The sequence below is a fragment of the Halomonas sp. G15 genome, assembly GCF_021282295.1.
GTDB classification, from domain to species: Bacteria; Pseudomonadota; Gammaproteobacteria; order Pseudomonadales; family Halomonadaceae; genus Halomonas; species Halomonas alimentaria.
In genome coordinates, this window is sequence record NZ_JAJSPA010000002.1 from 182,793 (window position 1) to 203,049 (window position 20,257).

Annotated in this window: 14 protein-coding genes; 2 read left to right on the plus strand and 12 right to left on the minus strand. The window is 57.4% G+C overall.

Features of this window, described 5'->3' with window-relative positions; genetic code table 11:
* Nucleotides 1-80: 80 nt before the first annotated feature.
* From LWH48_RS02410 to LWH48_RS02460, 11 genes are all read right to left on the minus strand, one after another.
* Entirely contained in the window at nt 81-1,487 is a 1,407-nt protein-coding gene (locus tag LWH48_RS02410) for a bifunctional enoyl-CoA hydratase/phosphate acetyltransferase (RefSeq protein ID WP_023098584.1), read from the minus strand.
* Nucleotides 1,487-3,886 (minus strand): DUF3141 domain-containing protein, encoded by a 2,400-nt coding sequence (locus LWH48_RS02415; protein WP_023098583.1) that lies wholly within the window; start codon nt 3,884-3,886, stop codon nt 1,487-1,489. The genes LWH48_RS02410 and LWH48_RS02415 overlap by 1 nt, the downstream gene beginning before the upstream one ends.
* 38 nt (nt 3,887-3,924) lie before the next feature.
* Nucleotides 3,925-5,106, minus strand: a complete 1,182-nt coding sequence (locus LWH48_RS02420) for an acetyl-CoA C-acetyltransferase (RefSeq protein ID WP_031629828.1) — start codon at nt 5,104-5,106, stop codon at nt 3,925-3,927.
* A gap of 72 nt (nt 5,107-5,178) precedes the next feature.
* The gene (gene phbB, locus LWH48_RS02425) at nt 5,179-5,925 is read right to left on the minus strand and encodes an acetoacetyl-CoA reductase (protein ID WP_023098581.1); all 747 of its coding nucleotides are present in this window, start codon (nt 5,923-5,925) and stop codon (nt 5,179-5,181) included.
* Nucleotides 5,926-5,928: 3 nt separating this feature from the next.
* Nucleotides 5,929-6,381: a phasin family protein gene (locus tag LWH48_RS02430; RefSeq protein WP_023098580.1), complete on the minus strand. Its 453-nt coding sequence runs from the start codon at nt 6,379-6,381 to the stop codon at nt 5,929-5,931.
* A 48-nt stretch (nt 6,382-6,429) separates the two neighbouring features.
* A complete protein-coding gene (locus LWH48_RS02435) occupies nt 6,430-7,554 on the minus strand; it encodes an ABC transporter permease (protein WP_023098579.1) in 1,125 nt (374 codons plus the stop codon).
* A gap of 1 nt (nt 7,555) precedes the next feature.
* Nucleotides 7,556-10,309, minus strand: coding sequence for a ribosome-associated ATPase/putative transporter RbbA (gene rbbA, locus LWH48_RS02440; RefSeq protein ID WP_023098578.1), 2,754 nt, complete (start codon nt 10,307-10,309; stop codon nt 7,556-7,558).
* Nucleotides 10,310-10,312: 3 nt separating this feature from the next.
* Nucleotides 10,313-11,392, minus strand: a complete 1,080-nt coding sequence (locus LWH48_RS02445; RefSeq protein WP_023098577.1) for an HlyD family secretion protein — start codon at nt 11,390-11,392, stop codon at nt 10,313-10,315.
* Nucleotides 11,393-11,401: 9 nt separating this feature from the next.
* Nucleotides 11,402-12,934, minus strand: a complete 1,533-nt coding sequence (locus LWH48_RS02450; RefSeq protein WP_023098576.1) for an efflux transporter outer membrane subunit — start codon at nt 12,932-12,934, stop codon at nt 11,402-11,404.
* Complete coding sequence (locus LWH48_RS02455; RefSeq protein ID WP_023098575.1) at nt 12,931-13,503, minus strand: TetR/AcrR family transcriptional regulator; 573 nt, start codon at nt 13,501-13,503, stop codon at nt 12,931-12,933. The genes LWH48_RS02450 and LWH48_RS02455 overlap by 4 nt, the downstream gene beginning before the upstream one ends.
* A gap of 14 nt (nt 13,504-13,517) precedes the next feature.
* Complete coding sequence (locus LWH48_RS02460; protein WP_023098574.1) at nt 13,518-15,029, minus strand: MFS transporter; 1,512 nt, start codon at nt 15,027-15,029, stop codon at nt 13,518-13,520.
* 302 nt (nt 15,030-15,331) lie between these two features.
* Between LWH48_RS02460 and LWH48_RS02465 the strand changes: the two genes are divergently transcribed.
* Nucleotides 15,332-16,237: a LysR family transcriptional regulator gene (locus tag LWH48_RS02465; RefSeq protein WP_074198448.1), complete on the plus strand. Its 906-nt coding sequence runs from the start codon at nt 15,332-15,334 to the stop codon at nt 16,235-16,237.
* A gap of 25 nt (nt 16,238-16,262) precedes the next feature.
* Here LWH48_RS02465 and LWH48_RS02470 read toward each other — a convergent pair whose 3' ends face one another.
* Nucleotides 16,263-17,432, minus strand: coding sequence for an RES family NAD+ phosphorylase (locus tag LWH48_RS02470; RefSeq protein WP_074198449.1), 1,170 nt, complete (start codon nt 17,430-17,432; stop codon nt 16,263-16,265).
* A gap of 356 nt (nt 17,433-17,788) precedes the next feature.
* Here LWH48_RS02470 and LWH48_RS02475 point away from each other — a divergent pair, with 356 nt between their 5' ends.
* Complete coding sequence (locus LWH48_RS02475) at nt 17,789-20,173, plus strand: type I restriction endonuclease (RefSeq protein WP_023098571.1); 2,385 nt, start codon at nt 17,789-17,791, stop codon at nt 20,171-20,173.
* The last annotated feature ends 84 nt before the right edge of the window (nt 20,174-20,257 follow it).

A 20,257-nucleotide genomic window follows, 5' to 3' on the forward strand; every position in this document is an offset into this window, starting at 1 on the left:
TATGAATGAACAAGAAGAGCTTATTGCTGATGCATGGAGTCATCAGCGTCATGACTTTGCTGTTCTGGATAGTGGCGTGCTCATGGCGGCGAGTTTTCGTAATATCTGGCCAGCATCACGGCGATGGCACATGAGGAGATTCTTGCCTCGCGAGAGTCCGCGCGGCTGGTCAGCACGATCGGCACCTTCGCACCCATAACGATGCCGGCGCTGGCCGCATCACCCATGTACTCGATTTGTTTCGCGAGCATGTTGCCACTCTCCAAATCGGGGACAACCAACACGTCTGCCTGTCCAGCGACTTCGGATCGAATCCCTTTAATTTGCGCTGCAGCTAGCGACACCGCGTTGTCGAGAGCCAATGGTCCGTCCAGCACTGCGCCACTGATTTGACCTCTGTCTGCCATCTTGCATAGCGCGGCGGCTTCGAGCGTGGCTGGCATGGATGGATTAATGGTTTCCACTGCAGCGAGTATTGCGACGCGAGGCCGCTCAACACCGATGACATGCGCCAGGTCGATCGCATTTCGGATGATGTCGGCTTTGTCCTGCAGGCTAGGAGCAATGTTGATTGCTGCATCAGTGATGATGAACGGCCGCGGGTAAAATGGCGTCTGCATCAAGAAGCAATGGCTCACGCGGCGCTTGGTGCGAAGCCCCGCTGATGACGTCAGCACCGCAGCCATGAGCTCGTCGGTATGCAGGCTTCCCTTCATCAGAGCTTGTACTTCGCCCTGTGCTGCCATCTTGGCTGCCTGTGCTGCTGCGGCATGGCTATGAGGGACGTCGACAATGGACAGGCTCGTTAGATCAAGCGCAGCTTCAGCGGCGATGGCTTGCAATCGCGCAGCAGGTGCCACCAAGATCGGCTCGACCAAACCAGCCTTCTGCGCGTCCAGCGCTGCTGAGAGGCTCAGGGCATCGCAGGGATGCACGACGGCTATCCGGATCGGGCCGAGTGGCTTCGCATAGTCGATAAGCGCCTTCGAGCCTGCCTTTGCGCTCGTCAATAGTCGCACTTCAGGCAGCGCTGTGCGGTCAACCACAATGTGTTCTCGCGTGGCGGTAATCTCGGCCTCGCCCTCGATCACAACGACTCCATCCTGGTTAACGCATTGGCAGTCTAGAACGACACCTAGGTCCGTCGGATCAAGGCGAAGAATCTCCACCGTGACTCGCAGCGAGTCTCCAATCCTGATGGGCTGCAGAAATTGAAAGTTCTGACGTCGATAGGTCGAGCCAAAGCCAGGCAGGCGAGTGCCCAGGAGTCCGGAGATCAGTGATGCTGCCCACATGCTATGGGCAAGAACACCTTGCCACTTGGGAAATACATCAGACTTCGGATCAGCGTTGGGCGGCTCGAAGCCACCGGACTGTATCGCGAAGAGCTGAGCGTCCTGAGCGGTTAGAGTGCGTTCAATGCTGGCGACATCACCAATAGCCAAGTCATCGAAAATCCGATTGCGCAATACGGAGACATCTTGCATCACGACCGTCCTCTGCGATTTACCGGCACTCGCTTGGCCGGAGGTTGCTTGACTTGAGCCTTAGGTTTTTGCTGAGCAGGTGATCTTGGAGCTTTAGGTTGCGCAGCTATTCGTTTAGAACCGACCTGTTGTTTTGATTTCTGCACTCCGCCAAACGCCCCGGTCTCAGTTGTCTCAGATAGCGTACTTTCAGAAGGTAGAGCACTTAAGTTGCGCTGTTCCGCAGCAACGCTAAATACGGTAAGCATGCGTGCGAGCGACGTTCGTTCGTCGTCGGAGAGTTCGGTTTCAGCGAGATGAATCATCTGCTCAACAGATGAAGCCAATAAGCGGATTTCATCCGCGCTCGCGCTTGCGAGTAATGTTGGGATTGCTGAGATAGCCGCATCCATGTCATATGCCAGCAGCAGCGCCTGGCCGCGTACAAGGTGGCGCCACTCGGCCATGTCGTAGCGTTCATGCTCATGTCGCGGGTCGCGCAGCTGCGCAGCATGGCGATAGCGTGTCGCGTTGCCTTCAGTGCGATTGCGAAGTACATAGAACAAGGCTCGCACGCCAGCTTCCAGCAAACCTCCTTGCAACATACGAGCTTGAGCTTGGCCTAGCTCATACTCCATGAATTCACGGTGTTCGGGGGAGTCGCCAGGATGCGGCCGAATACTCTCGTTATTTGAGTGACCCTGTGCCGCAAGCGCCTGAACCCATGGCGATCCATAGATGCTTTCAAAGATCCACGCCTGAAGTTGGTCTCGATGATCTCTATAAAGGTCCAGTAGAAATACAACGGATCTCGACAGCTCCTTTTCGGCGACCAAGAACGGGTTGGTGTCATCCACGGGGCAGCGTAGCTCTTCAATTTGCCGCGTAGCTTGCTGGATTGTTTCTGCCAAAGGATGGGCACTAGACCACCATCCGTAGGACAGTCGCAGTGGGTGGAGTGCTTGCATCCACTGCGCCGAATAACTCGACGAGCACGCCTTCACCCAAGGTTGAAGGAACGTACGGTAGAGACCAAGATTGATATTGGATATCTGCTCCGCGGCAGCGAATCGGCGGTCACTTTGCGGATCTGGTTTAACGATAGACCGCACCTCATCCACGCTACTGGGCCGGATGAGCATCGTGTATTTGCCATCGGCAGCAACTTCTGGCGTCTCAGCGTCCACCACGTCTGCACGGTAGACTCCAGCAGGAAGAAGGTCGATGATGTCGATACCGGCAGTAAATTCCCGGTGTTCCTTTCTTCCTACGCTGCCTGACACGAAGATGCCGAGATGGCCGATGCTCTCATGCGTTGCAAACACAATAGTTTGATCGTGGCTTAGTACGTCCGAATCATCTCGATAAAGATCCGTGATCCAACCCAGCGCCTGTGGTGGTGGGGTTATGTTGTCCCCATACGAGCAGAAAACCACAATGGGCGAGCGAATGTTGCGCAGATCAATGCGCATGCCATCAGAGGTAATCATCTCTGCCGAGGACAGCTTGTTGCCAATGAACAAGTTGTCCACGATGTATTGCATCTCTACATCATTGAGAAAAACGTACCCGCCCCAGTACTTCTCAAAGCTCAGATAGCGTGAAGCCTCGGTGTCTACGTTTGCGTACAGGTTGTACTGCTTACCCCACCATGTATTCGCGGGGTTAAGGCTTTCGAAATTGCGCACCAGCCAAGCACCATCGAACCGGCCAGCACCAAGGTCACTTGTCATTGCCGTGAGCCAACTCCCACCCAACAAGCCGCCGGCATATCGCATCGGATTGTTGCCCGCCCAATACGAAAGTGGCGCACCAGCCACGATGATGGGACCGAAAAGGTCAGGCCATAGTGCGGCAGCCATCAGAACCTGCCAGCCGGCCTGGCAATTGCCAATCACAGCGGGCTTCCCTACGCTCTCGGGATGCAGTTCGCTCGCTCTACGCACGAACTCAGCATCTGCGCGAGTGACGTCCTCAATGGTTTGACCAGGTACAGGATCTGGAAGGAAACCGACGAAGTAGCACGGATGGCCAGCCTTCAGTGCCGCGCCAATTTCGCTGTCGGGTTTAAAACCTCCGATACCTGGGCCATGCCCTGCGCGCGGGTCGAATACGATGAAAGGACGTTTGCCCTCGTCAGTCGGTTGGTCGATGGTTGGCAGGATTCGCACCATCGCGTAATTGACCGGCCGCGGTAGATCTAGACCAGACATTACGAATTCGCTAGCGAAGTCCAGAACGTTGGGGGTTTCTTCGAGCAAATGCGCGCGGTACTGATCACCCCGTTGTCGCCGAACATCGCTGTACAGGATCGCCCTTTGCCAAGCATCGACCGTATACGATGCTGCGGCCTGCGTTAGGGCCCAGGGACTGCTCATGAGCGAGGTCCACTGCTGGGTATTGAATGTTTCATTGCTCATGACAATCTCCTAGGTCCAGTACCGTGGTTAGTACGCGCTTAGCGCCGTTCGATTGCCAAAGCGATACCTTGGCCCCCGCCAATGCACAGCGTTGCCAATCCTTTGTGGGCATCGCGACGGATCAACTCATGCACCAGGCTTACGAGGATGCGAGCGCCTGATGCTCCGATCGGGTGTCCCAATGCGATCGCGCCGCCATTGACGTTGACTTTCGATGCATCAAGTTCCAGGTCATGGGACACGGCAAGCGCCTGGGCGGCAAATGCCTCGTTGGCCTCGATCAAGTCCAGCTCCTGAAGCGCCCAGCCTGCCTTTTCCAACGCACGCCGAGTTGCCGGGACAGGTCCGATCCCCATGATGGCGGGATCGACACCAGCGGTTCCCCATGCCTTGATCCAAGCCAGCACTGGCAGCCCCAACGCTTGTGCTTTGTCGGCGCTGGCCAGCAGCAGCATTGCTGCACCGTCGTTGATCGTGGAGGCATTTCCGGCGGTAACCGTACCGTCCTTCATGAAAGCGGGTTTCAGCTTGGCAAGAGCCTCCGCCGTCGTACCTGCGCGCGGTTGCTCATCGGTGTTGAACTCAATCGGATCGCCCTTGCGCTGGGGGAGACTCACAGGTGTGATTTCATCCTTGAAGCGACCGGCCGCGATGGCTGCGGCAGCTTTTTCTTGCGAGGCGGCGGCGAAGCTATCCTGTTGAGCACGCGTTAGGCTGAACTGCTCCGCGAGATTCTCTGCAGTAATGCCCATGTGGTAGTTGTTGAATGCATCCCACAGGCCGTCTTGAATCAGGCTGTCTTGCAATGGCGCATGTCCAAGCCGCAGGCCTGTTCGCGCTTTGGGCAACACATAGGGTGCGAGACTCATGTTTTCCTGGCCGCCCGCCAGTACCAACTGGGCATCGCCCGCCTGGATGGCTTGCGCCGCCAGCTGAACCGCCTTCAGGCCCGAACCGCATACCTTGTTGATAGTCAGTGCTGATACCTGATGCGGCAGCCCTGCAGCAAGCGCAGCTTGGCGAGCCGGGTTCTGGCCGCTGCCGGCTGTGATCACCTGCCCGAGAATGACTTCGTCGATCTCTTGGGCAGCCACACCGGTGCGTTGCAGGATGGCCTGAATCAAAAGGGCTCCAAGTCGTGGAGCAGGAATCTCAGAGAGACTGCCTTGAAAACTGCCAATGGCAGTACGCGTAGCTGCCAGGATTGCGATATCCATCATGTTCCGAGCCTTGTTCAAATTGGTAAGGGCCCTGCCAGGGGGCCCAGCGCCCCCTGGCAGTGAAGCCATCAGTCAATACATGTGCTGTCCACCGTTCATCGATACGTTGCTGCCGGTCATGAAAGCAGCGGCATCGCTCACGATGAATGCGACCAACGCCGCAATTTCCTTGGGCTTGCCCAGGCGTCCAATGGGGATTGCCGCGACGATCTGCTTCAGAACATCCTCAGCCACCGCCGTGACCATCTTGGTTTCCAAGTAGCCGGGTGAGACCGTGTTGACGGTTACTCCCTTGCGCGCCACCTCTTGGGCCAAGGCCTTAGTGAATCCATGTATGCCTGCCTTAGCAGCCGAGTAGTTCGTTTGACCGAACTGCCCCTTGTTGCCATTGATGGAGGACACGTTGACGATACGGCCCCAGCCACGGTCCAACATCTTGTCAACCAGTGGACGAGTGACATTGAAGACCGAGTCGAGGTTGGTTCGCAGAACCGCGTCCCAACTTTCCTTGGTCATCTTGCGAAGCGTCCCGTCGCGAGTGATGCCGGCGTTGTTGATGAGGATGTCGACCTTATGGCCATCAGCGTGGATCTTGTCGGCCATGGCTTGGCACGCCACATCGTTGCTGATGTCCGCCTCGTAGGCAGTGAATGCATAACCTTGGGCCGACTGCTGTGCGAGCCAAGCCTGGGCATGGCTGTTCTGCGGCGAGTAAGTCACTAACACGGTGTGCCCGGCGTCATGCAGTGAACGCGCAATCTCCTCGCCAAGACCTCCCATGCCCCCCGTTACAAGGGCGGTACGTTTTTCCGCGCTCATGGCTCAACCCGCCTTCTCAGCCTTGGTTCTGGTGTTTGCAGCGGCGGGCTGCCAAATGGCGCCCCATTGCTTGAAAATGTCCTGGAGAGGCTGTGCAGCAGTGGTGGCTCCCACCACCTCCGTCACAGACTTTTGCCAGCTTTCCAGCGCTTGCTGCACACCAACGGTGAAGGCTGCTTGATTCTTGACTGCGATCTGATTGATCGTCTGTGCATCTGTGATGCGCGACTGGAAGAGCCTCCAGAAGCTTTCGGCTGGCAGAGTAGTCAACGATTGCCAATTGGCCGACCGCAACAGGCCTTCGATCTCAGCAGTCGTTTCAGAGATGTTCTCGCTACTGGCCTGCTGAGTGGCTTCAAGCCAGCGATGACCACTTTCCTGCACCAACCGGGTCAGCCGCAGTTGAAGTTCGGTGTTGGCCTTGTACAGATTCAAGGGAAGGGCTTCGATACTCATGGTCATTTCCTCTGTGGTTTTCCTAGGTTATGCCCGTGCGGGCGGCTCTCAGCCCATTTGGCTGATCGTCTTCCGAAAGCGTCGCAGTGACATTACGAACAGAGCTGTCCCTATCACGAGCAACGCCAGAAAATTCGTCCAGACAACCTCCAATCCGGCACCGCGGAAGAGGATGGATTGGCCTAATTCAAAGAAATGAGTTGTCGGCGCGAGCAGCATGAGGTTCTGCAAGAGCTCAGGCATTGACTCACGAGGCGTCATGCCGCCAGACAGCATCTGTAGCGGGAAAAGCGTGAGCATCAGAAGCAGCCCGAACTGAGGCATGCTTCGCGCAAGGGTTGCCATGTAGATGCCCAAGGCAGTCATGGCAAATATGCACAAGGCTGCGCCGGTAAAAAACAGAAGCAATGACCCTTGGACAGGGACTTGCAGTGCTCCATGTATCACGAGGATGAGCGACAGCCCTGTGCAGACCAAGACCACTGATCCCATGGACCAGATCTTCGAAATCATGATCTCGCCGGCCGTGACAGGCATCACCAGCAGGTGCTCGATCGTTCCATGTTCGCGCTCACGGATCAGTGCGGCGCCGGTCAGAATGATGGCGAGCATCGCAACCATGTTGATCAGTTCCGCAACGCTGCCAAACCAAGATGCCTCCAGCATTGTGTTGAAGCGTGCTCGCACAACCAACTCGACCGGCTGCTCGGGCGCATTGCGAAAGCGCTTTACGAACTCTTCAATTTCCGCGTAGACAATCTGCTCAACGTACTGATGCCCAATGAAGGCCTGACTCATCTGGGTAGCGTCGATATTGAGCTGGATCTCCGGAACTCTTCCAGCAAGGACATCGCGCTGAAAACTGGGAGGAATATTCAGAACAAAGGTGAACTTCCCGCGGTCCATGCCGGCATCCATTTCCGCCACGGAAATCCGCTGTGGCTGTGTGAACTGCGGTGCATAAAACGCCGAGGAGATCCGCTCGGAGAGCAACGATTGATCTTCATCGACAATGGCGATGGATGCGTTATGGAGTGGCTCCGGTACAAGCGTTGCTGCGCTATAGATATCGAGCGTGAATATGTACGCTGTCAGCAGGAGCATGATGGGGTCTCGTATCAGACTCCAAAACTCCTTACGCCCAAGCCGGAGGATATTCATGAGGCTGCGCATCTCATCTCTCCTGCTTCTTCAAAAAGAAAATTGCGGTGCCAAGGATTAGTGGGATGGAAATGCCCATCGCGATCACCGTCAGGTACAAATCATTCATGCCCAGCGCTTTGCTAAAAACCCCGCGACTGATCAGCACCATGTGCGTTGCTGGATACATCTCCCCAAAAGTTTGAGAGCTTCCTTCTAGAGAACTCACCGGGTTGATGAGGCCGGTGTACTGCATCGCCGGAATGAGCGTGCCGATCACAGCAATGAAGAGCGCGGCGATCTGACTGCGCGTGATGGCGGATGCCAACAAACCCATGCCCGTTGAAACGATGCAGAACAGCAGGGCCGATAACGTGAGAGTGATGAAGCTGCCCTTGATCGGAACTTGAAAGAGGGTGACCGACAACAAGCACATGCACAGAAAATTCACCATGCCCAGGCCTACATACGGAAGCTGCTTACCGATGAGAAACTCTGTGCGGGTGACCGGTGTGACGTAGAGATTGATGATGGAACCCAACTCTTTCTCACGCACCACCGCCAGGGCAGTCAGCATGGCCGGCAGCATCAGCAACAGCAGAGCGACGATGGCAGGCACCATGGCCTTGATGCTTTCAACATCTGGGTTGTAGCGGTAGCGTGCCTGTATCGAGGCCTGGCCAGGAGCCACGGAGTTCGAACGCAGACCCGTTTGCTCGACCAGCCAATGCGCATACACGCCGTTCACATAGCCCTTTACTGTCTCAGCGCGTGATGGCATTGCACCGTCAATCCAGGCAGCGATTTCCACCTTGCGCCCACGGGTCAGGTCTCGACCAAAACCGGGAGGAATCTCAATGGCGACTGTCAGTTCGCCGCGCCGCATCCGTCGATCCAGTTCGCCTTGAGAACTGATTGGCGGCTGCTCCAGGAAGTAGCGAGAGCCCGACAAGCTCTGTATGAAACTCCGGCTGGCGGCACTTTGGTCGCCATCCAGAACAGCAAAGCGCATTTGGTTGACGTCCATGTTGACGCCAAAGCCCATCATGACCATGAGCAGCAAAGAGCCCACCAACGCCGTCGTCGCCCGTATGGGATCTCTTCGCAACTCCAGCACCTCACGCCAGGCGTAGCTCAGGAGGCGCTGCAAGCTGAAGGATTTAGGGCTCACTGCGTCCGAGTGTGGCTTGCTCTCAGTGCTCTTTTCAGCCTTGTCATCCCCCTCGGATTCGTTGCCAGGGGCACTACCGCCTGCATCGACCAGATATCCAATAAACGCCTCTTCCAGAGTCTTGGCGCCGCGCTTCTCCACCAACCGGGCTGGTGCGTCACTGTCGAGCACCTTTCCTGCGTGCATCATCGACATGCGATCGCAGCGCGCTGCCTCGTTCATGAAGTGGGTAGAGATAAAAATCGTCACGTGATCACGACGCGACAGTTCGACCAACAGATGCCAGAAGCCGTCGCGTGCGACCGGATCCACCCCAGAGGTCGGCTCATCCAGAATCAGCAATTCCGGCTTGTGCACCATTGCCACAGCCAGCGACAGACGTTGGCGCATGCCAAGGGGCACACTGTCTGGAAGGCTGTCGAGGATAGGAGCGAGGCCAAACCGCTCAACCATTTCCTCGACGCGCCCAGCGACTTCGCCAGCAGGGACGTGGAATAGCTGAGCGTGAAGCACCAGGTTCTGGTGAACAGTCAACTCGCTGTACAGAGAGAACGCTTGCGACATGTACCCAACGCGCCGTCGCGTATCGATGTCCCGGGGATCTACTTCATGCCCGAACAGCCATGCATTACCTTCGGTGGCGACCAGCAACCCGGTCAGCATCTTCATCGTCGTGGACTTTCCGCAGCCGTTGGAGCCAAGGAAGCCAAATATCTCGCCACGGCGAATACGGAAGGACACGTGGTCTACGGCGGTGAAGTCACCAAACCGCATCGTCAGATCCTTGGCCTCGATCGCGATGTCATCCGCATCCGTTTGAAGCGGTGGGATTTCTACCGGTTTGTGACCACGCTTCTTCTCTTCTGGAAGCAGCCTGATGAATGCCTCTTCGAGGCTTGGACTACCTGTACGCTCCAAGATATCTTTGGGCGTGCCAGTGGCCAGCACTCCACCGTCGTCCATTGCAACCAGCCAGTCGAAGCGCTGGGCCTCATCCATGTAAGCGGTGGCCACAATGACGCTCATGGAAGGGCGCTCACTGCGAATGCGATCAATCAAATCCCAGAACTGTGCGCGGGCTAGCGGGTCGACGCCTGTTGTTGGCTCATCGAGTAGCAAGAAGTCAGGGTCGTGAATCAGTGCGCAACACAGTCCCAGCTTTTGTTTCATTCCGCCGGAAAGCTTGCCCGCAGGGCGGTTCAGGAACGATTTCAGGCCGGTGCTCTGCGTCAAATCGTCAATCCGTCTACGCCTTTCAGACTCCGAATGGCCGAAGAGCCTGGCAAAAAATTGCAGGTTCTCTTCCACCGACAAGGTCGGATAGAGGTTTTTTCCCAACCCCTGAGGCATGTACGCAATGCGAGGACATACGAGATCGCGGTGCGCCTTGCTGCGCATGTCACCGCCCAATACCTCTACCTGTCCATCCTGGATTGCGCGCGCACCGGCCAGTAGAGACAGCAAGCTGGATTTACCGACGCCGTCGGGGCCGATCAAGCCGACCATGCATCCGGACGGTACTTCAAGATCCAGAGCGGATAGCGCGACCGTGGAGCCATAGCGCAGGCTGAGTCCACCCACCCGCGCAACGGCCTTGTTAGACACCCCAACGTTCATGGATCACTCCTGCGCGCGAATGGCAAGTGGAGTGGGCCAAGGAGACTCGGCATCGAGTTTTACCCAAGCGACGCCTGGCACACCTGCCTTGACCTCCTTGGCATGGCGACGCAAGAAGTCTTCGGAGACTTGGGCACGCACCCGAAACATCAGCTTCTGGCGTTCGCTGGCGGTTTCTACGGATTTAGGTGTGAATTGAGCATTGCTGGCAACAAAGGAGACCGTTGCCTTGATCGGATTGTCGGGGGCTGAATCCAGAACAATGCGAACTTCGCTGCCAAGTGCGATACGTCCTGCTGCCTTCTCCGGAAGAAAGAAGGTCATATAAACATCGGACAGGTCGATGATGTTTAACACCGTCCCGCCAGGGCTTAGTACCTCACCCGGCTCGGCAACGCGAAACTGCACGCGGCCATCTCTGGGCGCACGCAACTCGCTGTCGTTGATGTCGGCATCGATGCGGCTGACCGTGGCGAGGGCTGCAACGACGGCGGATCGAGCGCCCACCACATCCGCTTCACTCGCTTTGACCGCGGCCTGCGCGGCCGACACCTGCGCGACGCTAGCCGCGACAGCCGCTTGAGCACCACGCACAGTCGCTCTGTTGTCATCCAACTCTTGAACCGACGAGGCACCTTCTTTCGACAGGACCTCCGACCGCGCGACGCGGCGACGTGCCGCGTCCAGTTCAGCTTCTCGCTGCGCAACCACGGCTTGCGCGGCAACCAGGTTGCTCTTGTTCAGTGCCACTTGGGCTTCTGCTGAGCTGACCGCATGCTCAGCTCTCTGGCGCCCCGCATCCGCTTCCGCGCGCTGTGCTTGCAGGATGTCCACTTGCATCCTCGCCAACGGGTCGCCAGCTTTGACCACGTGCCCCTCGCGCACCAACACCTGCTCGATGCGCCCTCCGAGCTTGGTTGAAATGTCCGTTTGAATCGCTTCGATTCTCCCGTTGCCACTGACGAATCCTTCGCCGTAGGCATCGCCAGATTGTGACGACCAGTACCACCAGCCGGCCAGGAGCGCGCCTGTTATCAGCACTGCCGGTACAACTTTATTTTTCAAGGAAATAGACATAGTCATGTGCGTCATTCACCGAATGGAGGAAGGAGTCTCTGCCTGTGCGGGGTGCACAGGCATGGAGCGAGATTGAAGATCTGCTCCACCACCAAGCGCGGCGTACAACGCCACCTGACTGGAGAGGAACGAGCGACGCACCTGGATGAGTGACTGCTGGGTATCAAGCAGGTCGCGCTGTGCGTCCAACACTTCCAGGTAGGCTGCAGAGCCGTTGTCGTAGAGCAGTTGTGCAAGGCGCGCACGTTCTTGCTGAACATCCAAAGAAGTGCGCGCGATACTCAGCTCATCGGCAAGCCATCGTTGGTCGGATAGCGCATCAGCAACCTCCCGAAAGGCGGTCTGGACAGTCTGCTCATAGCTTGTGATCGCCATGTCCCGCCGGACTTCGGACAAATCGAGACTGGCCCGCCTTTGCCCACCGTCGAAGATGGGCAGGGAAACTGTGGGGACGAACGCCCACGCTCGACTACCTGACTCGAACAAGTCGTTGAGCTGTGAGCTTGCAGTGCCCCACGTGCCGGTCAAGGCAATACGTGGAAAGAAGGCGGCACGTGCTGCACCGATGTTGGCATTCGCCGCACGCAAGCGATGTTCGGCTGAAAGAACATCGGGGCGGTTCACCAGTAACTCCGACGGTAGCCCAGGCGTCAATTCGATGAAGTCCGCAGGCTCAGGCATTTGCTTTACCGGCCACTCGAGGTCAGTACCGCTGCCAAGCAGCTGCGCCAGGGCGTGGTATTGATTCGCCCGCTGCTTGGCGAGCTGTACCTGCAGAGATTTGGCCTGGTTCAGGAGCGTCTGAACTTGGGTGAGAGCAAGTTTGGAGGTCGATCCAACCTGATATCGGCGCTCGAAAATGCGATAGGACTCTTCGCGACTGGCGACCGTTTGCTGGGCGATCGCGACCCGATCGTCCAGTTCTCGCAGCCCTAGATAGCCGTCTGCGACTTGCGTGATCAAGGCGATCCGTACAGCTTGATGCGCTGCATCCGTGGCCAACCAGCTTTCCAGCGCTGACCGATTAAGGCTACGGATTCGCCCCCAGAGATCAAGTTCCCAACTGCTGAGGCCTACCTCAGCTCGGTACTCCCCGCCCACCTGGGGTACACCTGGTGGGTTGAGGTCTGCAGGGACTCTTGACCGTGCTGCTTTCCCTCCAACACCGATCCCCGGAAAACTCTCGGAGCGCTGGATGCGGAAGGCTGCACGAGCCTCTTCGACACGAAGTACCGCAGAGCGCAGATCCTTATTGTTTTCCAGCGCTGTCGCAATCAGTTGGCGCAGAAGTGGGTCGGCAAAGTACTGATCCCAAGCAAGCTCAGTTGCTTGTCGGCCTACGCTGCCCGGTCGCGTGCTGACATCCAGCCACGCATTGGGAACAGGCAGCGGCGGAGTTGCATCCGGCGGGGCCATAGAGGTGCAGCCGGCAAGCAAGCTAATCAAAACCCCAGCGGCAACAGTGCCGAGAGGCGTAGCGCCTGGAGACCTCCGAGAGGCGCACAGGCGTGGCGTACTAGCGCCTTGATCGCCAGGCTTGTAAGTCATACGGAGCCCTTCCCGTCTTTGTCGGAGACGGACGCTCCAGGGAGCATGCTTAACAGTTGCTTGCTGATACGTTCCCGCAATTCCGCAGGGATGGCCTGGTTCGTAATTGACTCATATGCCCAAAGACCATCGGCGGCCAGGCGGACAATCCAGTGCATCGCATCGTCATCCGTTGCTTCACCGGCCAATCCCGGTGCCCACCGAGTAATGACATCCGTCCAAGGGGCCGCCAGCTCAGGACTGGTAGAGCCCTCCAGCATGAACTGCAGCTCCACGCGAGTGGCGCTCATTTGGGTGGCCACCTTCACATATGCTGCGAAGCGCTCCTGTGCCGTAGCCTCCGCTGCAGTTTTTCCGGCCGCGGCTTCCAGGCCGCTTTCCCATTGCTGGGAAACATATTCGTGAAGCCCCAACAGCAAGGCTTCACGCGATGGGAAGTGATACAGCATGCCTCCTCGGGTCAACCCGGCTTCGGCGGAGATTGACTCATAGGCGAGAGCGGTTATTCCTTCTCGACTGACGACACGAATCGCCGCGTCGAGGATTTTTGTACGATTGCTTGAGCGCATATACCGAAACTCCATTAATGAATTGAGGACGCAGATGAGCCTGGCCCATACGCACGCAGCATGCGGCGTGCGACGACTGCGCCAATGCCCAGGATTCCCCCAACAACCCACAGCACTACGACGTAGGCATTTGCAAATGCCAATGACGCGGCTTCAATAATCTCTTGATCTGTCTGACCGCCCTGCGTGGCGAGCTCAAAAGCCTGCGCAACGCCCGAAGCAGCAATGTCAGGTGTTCCTGGCGGAAATTCCACGCCTGTGGAATACAGCATTCCCAATAGGCTGCCGAGCAGCGCGACAGCGATGAGGCCGCCAAACTCGTAGGAAACCTCTTCGACTGATGAGGCCATGCCAGCCCGCTCGGGAGGGGCATTACCAACAATAGCTGCGGACGCCACGGCCATCACGAGGCCGAGTCCAGCACCGTTCAAGACCATGCCGGCTATCAGCCAACCGATTCCGTAGTGAAGACCTGCCGATGTCGCGAAAGCACCGAGCGCCGCAATGGCTAGGCCACTGGAAATCAGCATGCGCAAACCGAGCTTGTGCAGAAATGCTCCGCCAAGCAGAGCCGTTGGAACCGTGCCAACCACGACTACGGACACAAGCAAGCCTGCCTGCAAGGGGGTAAAGCCTGCGACCAGCTGGAAGTACTGGGTGGTCGCCAACTGGGTACCCCCAACTGAGAACATGGTCAGGGCCGCAGCGATGACCCCTGCGGAGAACGCTGGATTGCGAAAGATTGAGAAGTCGAGCAGCGGATGAGGCAATTGAGTTTGCCGACGAACGAAGACATACCCCGCGCCAACTGCAACCAACCAAGCAACGCCAGCCCCAAGCCAATCAGGATGGGCCTGGGCAAGATGCTTGATCCCGAGGGTCAGCGCCGACAAGGCGACTAGCGCAAGTAACGAGGAAGCAAGATCCCAGGGCTTTTCTTTTTCGATTGAACCTGACGGGGCAAAAATCAACGTCCCGATGATGGCCACCACAACTACCGGGACATTGATGAGGAAGACCGACCCCCACCAAAACCGCGCCAGAAGGAGTCCACCAATGATCGGACCTAGTGCCGCACCGACGATGGCGATGCAGCCCCAGATCGATATCGCAATATTGCGCTCTCGCTCGTCGACAAAGGTGATACGTATCAGCGCAAGCGTTGCCGGCATCATTGCCGCAGCACCTACAGCCAAGGCAGCGCGGGCACCGATCAAGACGGTAGAGCTTGGGGCGAAGGCGGCAGCTATCGACGCGATGCCGAAAATGACCAACCCCCCGAGGAACATCCTCCGATGACCAAGTCGATCGCCGAGGGTTCCGGCCCCCAGTAGCAGCCCGGCCATGACCAACGGATAAGCGTTGATGATCCACAAGCCCTCCGTCGGAGACGCATGCAGCTCACGGCTCAGTATTGGCAGCGCTGTGTAGAGCACTGAATAGTCGACCGTGACCAGCAGGAGGCCCGCCGCAACGGTGACCAGCAGGAGCCATCGCCTTGATGTTGAGAGGGTTGCTATTTCCATTGTTCTGAATTCCGAAGTGAGACGACGCAGCAGCCTTCACGAGACTGCATGCGGTTCATGCAGGTTGAGACTGTACATTACATCCTGTACAGTTACAAGCTTGAATCATGTGCCAAGTGCTGCTTGTTGCTCTGCCACTCGTGGAGCAGCGCTGACTGCGCGGCGTCTGACACATGCCTGGTCGCGGAGCGCGCAGCGCAAGCACTTTGGCCTGACACGGAGCGCCTCTGGAGACTGCGCGCGCCCGCTGCGCGGGAAGCACGGTCATGCTCATCAAGCCCCGAGGGGCTCAATGGAGTCGAATGGAACTACGACATTTGCGTTGCTTTATGGCATTGGCCGAAGAACTGCACTTTTGCAGGGCTGCAGCGAGGCTTCACATTGAGCAGTCCCCGTTGTCCAGGGCCATCAAGGAGCTTGAGGAGCACGTTGGTGCACGCTTGTTTGAACGCAACCGGCGCGGGACGTATCTGACGCCAGCTGGAGAAGCCTTCCAGCGAGAAGCGAGGCGGGTCTTCCTAGCACTGGAAAATGCGATTGAAGAAGCAAAAGCTGCCGCAGCAGGCCAGGCAAACTCTTATCACCTTGCGATTTGCGACGGGCTTACTCAGCCGAGACTTGCAGCATTTCTTGCAAATCTAAGAGAGGAGCAACCTGAGATTTCAGTACGAATATCAGAGGTGACCCTAGCTGAACAATTGCGAGGACTTCGCGATGGCACCTTTGATATTGGGTTTTCTCGCATGAGCAGCACCGGCGACGACATCGTTTCATTGCCTCTATGGCAAGAAAGGCTCGTGCTGGCCATACCTAGGCGACATCCATTACTTGCCTACGCAAGAGTGCCACTTGAGGAACTGCTTCGATACCCATTAGTAGGGTGCCACCCGGAGGTGTGTGAAGGCTATTTCCATAGCATCGAAAACTTACTGCGCGGATCTAGCGTTCAGCCCAATTTTATAGGGCAAGCAACCTCCTTGAGTATGCTCATGACGTTGGTAGCTGCCGGATATGGTGTTGGGTTTGTTACCACCCCTCAATCGGACGCTTGCAAATGCTCCGACGTCGTCACACGCCCAATATCCATGCAAAGCCCAATGCTGACAACATTCCTACTTCGAAAGATGCGTGAGGACACGCCAGAAAGCTTGACAGGATTTGTAGACCGCGCGCTCAGGGAGCTGGGCGACGATCTCAGCGACTGTTAATACAGTTCGATTTGCAAAAACCCAATCATCCATAATGTCGGTCATTGAGTGAAGTGACGCTTTCCACGGGATGCGGCTTGCTGTAGTAACGTACGGCTGATATTTCATGAATGACAATCGAGTCCCGTCTCAACGATAGCGCCGGATGCACCGCACGGTGCCCATGCCGCGACGCGTTCCGGTCCATGAAATTGATCGATGGACGGAACCAGCGGCCAGGCCCATCCTCCTCATACTCCCATAGCGCGATTTGGGCAGTCGCGTCCTCGGCATCGGAGAGAGTTACATCGCAGGCTTTTCGAAACAACACAACGTTATCTCCTGCCGGCGGCTCATCTGGGCGACGGCTTTGCGCCGATGGGTAGATGATGCCGTCGACAGCCAATTTATGATGGGCAGCAAGATAGTCGGCAACGGCCTGCGTCACGAGATAGTCTCGATCTTGCAGTTCAGGGACCACAGGTGCCGACAGGCGCTCGCCCAACGTCCTCAGAAAGTCGCGTCGCTGCGCTGCGGCACGTGTCGCCGGATCGAAGAGGCTTGTACCGGGTGGCAGCTCGACGTTAGCCAGTCGCCGAAGATCCAATAAGCGCAGCGGGCGAATCACCTCGAATGCCGCCATAGCAATCCGGCTGCCCACTGGTGGGCGTACCTCGGCAATGCAAATATCAGGATCCGTGGCGCCGTAGAACGCAGGCTGGCCCTGCCCGTTCATTCGGCCGGCAGCGCCAAGTCCCGCCGCAGGTGACCCCAGAAATCGTTCAGGCCAACGAAGCGCGGCAACAAGTGCTTCGTCAGTTTGGAATACTCGCCCCCTGTAGAGCGTCTTCAATGATGTATGTGGTCCCGCATCGATAACGACCGGCTGGCCCTCTTTGTCTCGATCATTGATGAGCTCGCCGAAGATCGTGCTGAGCAATGTTAGCGCCTTGGGATTGAAGTAGCGTATGTCAGAGCGCAGGCTGTCTTCCATCTCGCGCCATGCGTGCCCGAGCGGCTCCGCCATAGAAGACCTGAGGACAAACCAGGGGTCGTCATCGCCGTAGCGAGACTCTCCCGAGTCAGCGTCGTACCATAGCGTGCCGAGATGTTCGACGACCACCTCGACGGCCTCCTGAGGAATGCCGGTCAGCTCCGAAATCGTGGCCTGCAGGTCATTCCCGGCCGGCGTTCGGCCGAAGTGGATCACCGCCATGGTGTGGCTAGATTCCTCAAAAAACGTATCGATAACTTCCCCGCAAAGTTGGGCGACCTCCCAAAGGTCTGCTGCAGGTGCATCACCATCGCAGTACTCGCAAGAGTTCTCGGATGTCGCGGCGTCTCGCACCAGCCGCTGTAGATACGTCTCTCCAACACAATCAGCGCATATAAAACCCATACGGAAGCCCCAAAGCAGTTTGTCAACTCCATCAATTGACAGAACTATGACATGGGCTTGCCAACATCGGCGAACTTAGACCGCTGCCAGGGAGCGATGCGACGGGCGCCAACCTCTGGAGTTGGTTAAGCTGGCCAACATGGAAAATGAACCTGGGCACACAAGGAAGCACTATGCCAAGCAAACGAGCGACAACTGAAGAGACGGAAGCCGATCTGGAAGCACGCGTCCGGGCGGCGATCAAAGTGGCATTTCCTTGGATGCCAGACGGCGCCATCAAGCACCAGATCAAGTTCACTTTCAAATTCGGACGCCAGACCCTGGAGGTCGATGCCGGGAAATCCCGTGCCGAGGCCCGACTAGACATCCTTCTGGAGAAGGATGAAAAGCCTCTGGCCATCATGGAGCTTAAGAGACCCGGCATCACCCTGACCGATGACGACAGCGCACAAGGGTTGTCGTATGCACGATTGGTCCAGCCTCCGGCGCCGCTTGTGGTGATCACTAACGGCACCGCCGTCAGGATCCTTGAAACCTCCACGGGGAATCCCTGGCAACCAGCAACCCCGACAGAAGATGCGTTCCAGGACCTCATAACGCAAGCGAGCCGCGTCGCAGGTGCCGACGTCCGGCATGCCGTCGATACCTTGATGGGTACCACACCGACTGTATGGATGCAGGCCGTTCGCCTCGTGTCCTCGGAGACGATCGCAGAGCTCACAGCGTCCTGGGACGAACCAGCTCTTCCGTTCGCTGCTGAATTCCTAGCTCCACGTGCTGCAACACATCAGTTGTGGCGGAGCTTGGTTACGGGTGAGCGATTGCTGATTCTAGAAGGCTCGCCTCTCACTGGAAAAAGCAACGTGCTTCGCGAACTTTGCGCACGCACAGAGCAAAGCGATACGCTCGCTATCCTGTACGTTGAGACGGGTGTTGGAGGCGGCGCGCTCCAAACACTGGCCGATGCCCTCTCGCGATCGCTGAGTTGGCCCGTGTCCCCTCAAGAGGCCCGTAACTGGCTGATCCGTGTCTCAAAACACGACGGCGTGAGGTTGGTTTTGGCGTTTGACGGGTTGCACGTGGCCGACACCACGTCCCTGCGCGAGATCGAAGATCTCACCTCCAGCACTTTTGGCGCGTCGCTGTCAGTCGTGCTCGCGATGGATGACACTGTGGCGCAGAGCGTGCTCAAAGCACCAAACCAGCGCTCTCTTTCTCCATTGGGGCGCCGATCCAAGGTAGTGCGCGTCGGATATCTGAGTGACCGGGAGTTCAAGCTTGCTCATGCTCTTTTGGGAAAGCGCCGCCTGTACTTGATGCATGGCGCTGATATGACCCCCGAGTATCGAGAACCATGGGTGCTGCGGGCGATCAGCGGATATGGTCATGCAGCACTCACAGGCAAGCCAGATACGCAGGCCCTCTCACTGCCCTCGCTGCTCGGGCCACGGTTGATGCAGCTCGTACGAACACGTTTCGCAAACGACCACGAACTGCGGCGGAGGTTCAGGGGCTTAGCGCGCTCGATGATTGCGGATGCACAAGACAGAACACGGCCACCAGAAATTGCGCTCCAACAAATGGAGATGGGTGTAATCCGCCGTGCTGCGGTAAGGGCGGAGCTTGAACCCGATGATCTTCAGTGGCTGATTGATCATGGATTCGTTCGCCCTGACATGCACGACGTCGCAGGAGCTACGATTTTGATTCGACTGCCAGAGTTGCTGGCAAGCGAGATGGCACACGCGCTGGCAGACGAAATCGTGCAGCGGTCAAAGAACGACCTGCACGAAGCTGCTGCCTGGATCTCCGGCGCGGCAAGTAATCTTCCACTCGGTGAAGTGGTTGCGGCTCAAGCCCTTGTCGATGCGGCCAAACGGCCAAGCGGCCTGCCCGTCGGCCTCATCACTGCCCTGGTGGACATACCGCCCGAACGCGAGGTACTGGATGCAGGTGGCCACTATGCACTGGCGCTGCCTGATGGCACTTTGGTGGACATCAAGCACCAGCTCGATGGCAAAGCCTTTGTGGTCATTGAGGGGGTTCATCACGAGATTGATCTCGGTGATGATGAACAGGTCGCCTACAAAAACATCCACCCATGGCTAATTCTGTCTCACGTGGCATCCACGCCTTTCGAGGTGGAAGGAGAACATGGGGCGCGCAGAGAAGACCCGAACCTGCTCCTGCAGATTGCGACGTGCCCAATGCCTCTTCGAGGAAATCGTGGCCCGCAATCGCTTCGAATGCTACCCACGGTAGACTTACCCAATGGTATATCAATCGTGGATTCAGAAGCGGGGATCATTGAGCCGATCACGCTCGGCATCCTAGACTATCTTTCCGGCGATGAGGATCAGGCGGACAACTGGGTCGCGACTGCGGCCCATTCAGGCTCAATCGCCTTGCTCTCGCGGGTTCATACGGCACTCGGGGTCCTTGCGGCCTTCGAGACCCACGCAAGAAGCGAATGGGCGAAGTCCCAACTCAGTGCGGTGATTCTTCCCAAATTAGGTGAAGCACTGAACGATGCGGAAGAACCTTCGCCGGAAAACTGAGCCAGCTTGGTCAACTTTCGGAAGGGCGCGCAGTCCAGCAGACGGAGAATATGGCCTAACTATTGAAGATTGCTGGGCGAGGGA

Coding starts and splice junctions, on each gene's coding strand:
- LWH48_RS02435 (WP_023098579.1), bottom strand. CDS start 7,554: ATGCGCAGCCTCATGAATATCCTCCGGCTTGGGCGTAAGGAGTTTTGG.
- LWH48_RS02450 (WP_023098576.1), bottom strand. CDS start 12,934: ATGACTTACAAGCCTGGCGATCAAGGCGCTAGTACGCCACGCCTGTGC.
- rbbA (WP_023098578.1), bottom strand. CDS start 10,309: ATGAACGTTGGGGTGTCTAACAAGGCCGTTGCGCGGGTGGGTGGACTC.
- LWH48_RS02430 (WP_023098580.1), bottom strand. CDS start 6,381: ATGAGTATCGAAGCCCTTCCCTTGAATCTGTACAAGGCCAACACCGAA.
- LWH48_RS02455 (WP_023098575.1), bottom strand. CDS start 13,503: ATGCGCTCAAGCAATCGTACAAAAATCCTCGACGCGGCGATTCGTGTC.
- LWH48_RS02410 (WP_023098584.1), bottom strand. CDS start 1,487: ATGCAAGATGTCTCCGTATTGCGCAATCGGATTTTCGATGACTTGGCT.
- LWH48_RS02415 (WP_023098583.1), bottom strand. CDS start 3,886: ATGAGCAATGAAACATTCAATACCCAGCAGTGGACCTCGCTCATGAGC.
- LWH48_RS02420 (WP_031629828.1), bottom strand. CDS start 5,106: ATGATGGATATCGCAATCCTGGCAGCTACGCGTACTGCCATTGGCAGT.
- LWH48_RS02465 (WP_074198448.1), top strand. CDS start 15,332: ATGGAACTACGACATTTGCGTTGCTTTATGGCATTGGCCGAAGAACTG.
- LWH48_RS02460 (WP_023098574.1), bottom strand. CDS start 15,029: ATGGAAATAGCAACCCTCTCAACATCAAGGCGATGGCTCCTGCTGGTC.
- LWH48_RS02470 (WP_074198449.1), bottom strand. CDS start 17,432: ATGGCGGTGATCCACTTCGGCCGAACGCCGGCCGGGAATGACCTGCAG.
- LWH48_RS02445 (WP_023098577.1), bottom strand. CDS start 11,392: ATGACTATGTCTATTTCCTTGAAAAATAAAGTTGTACCGGCAGTGCTG.
- LWH48_RS02475 (WP_023098571.1), top strand. CDS start 17,789: ATGCCAAGCAAACGAGCGACAACTGAAGAGACGGAAGCCGATCTGGAA.
- phbB (WP_023098581.1), bottom strand. CDS start 5,925: ATGAGCGCGGAAAAACGTACCGCCCTTGTAACGGGGGGCATGGGAGGT.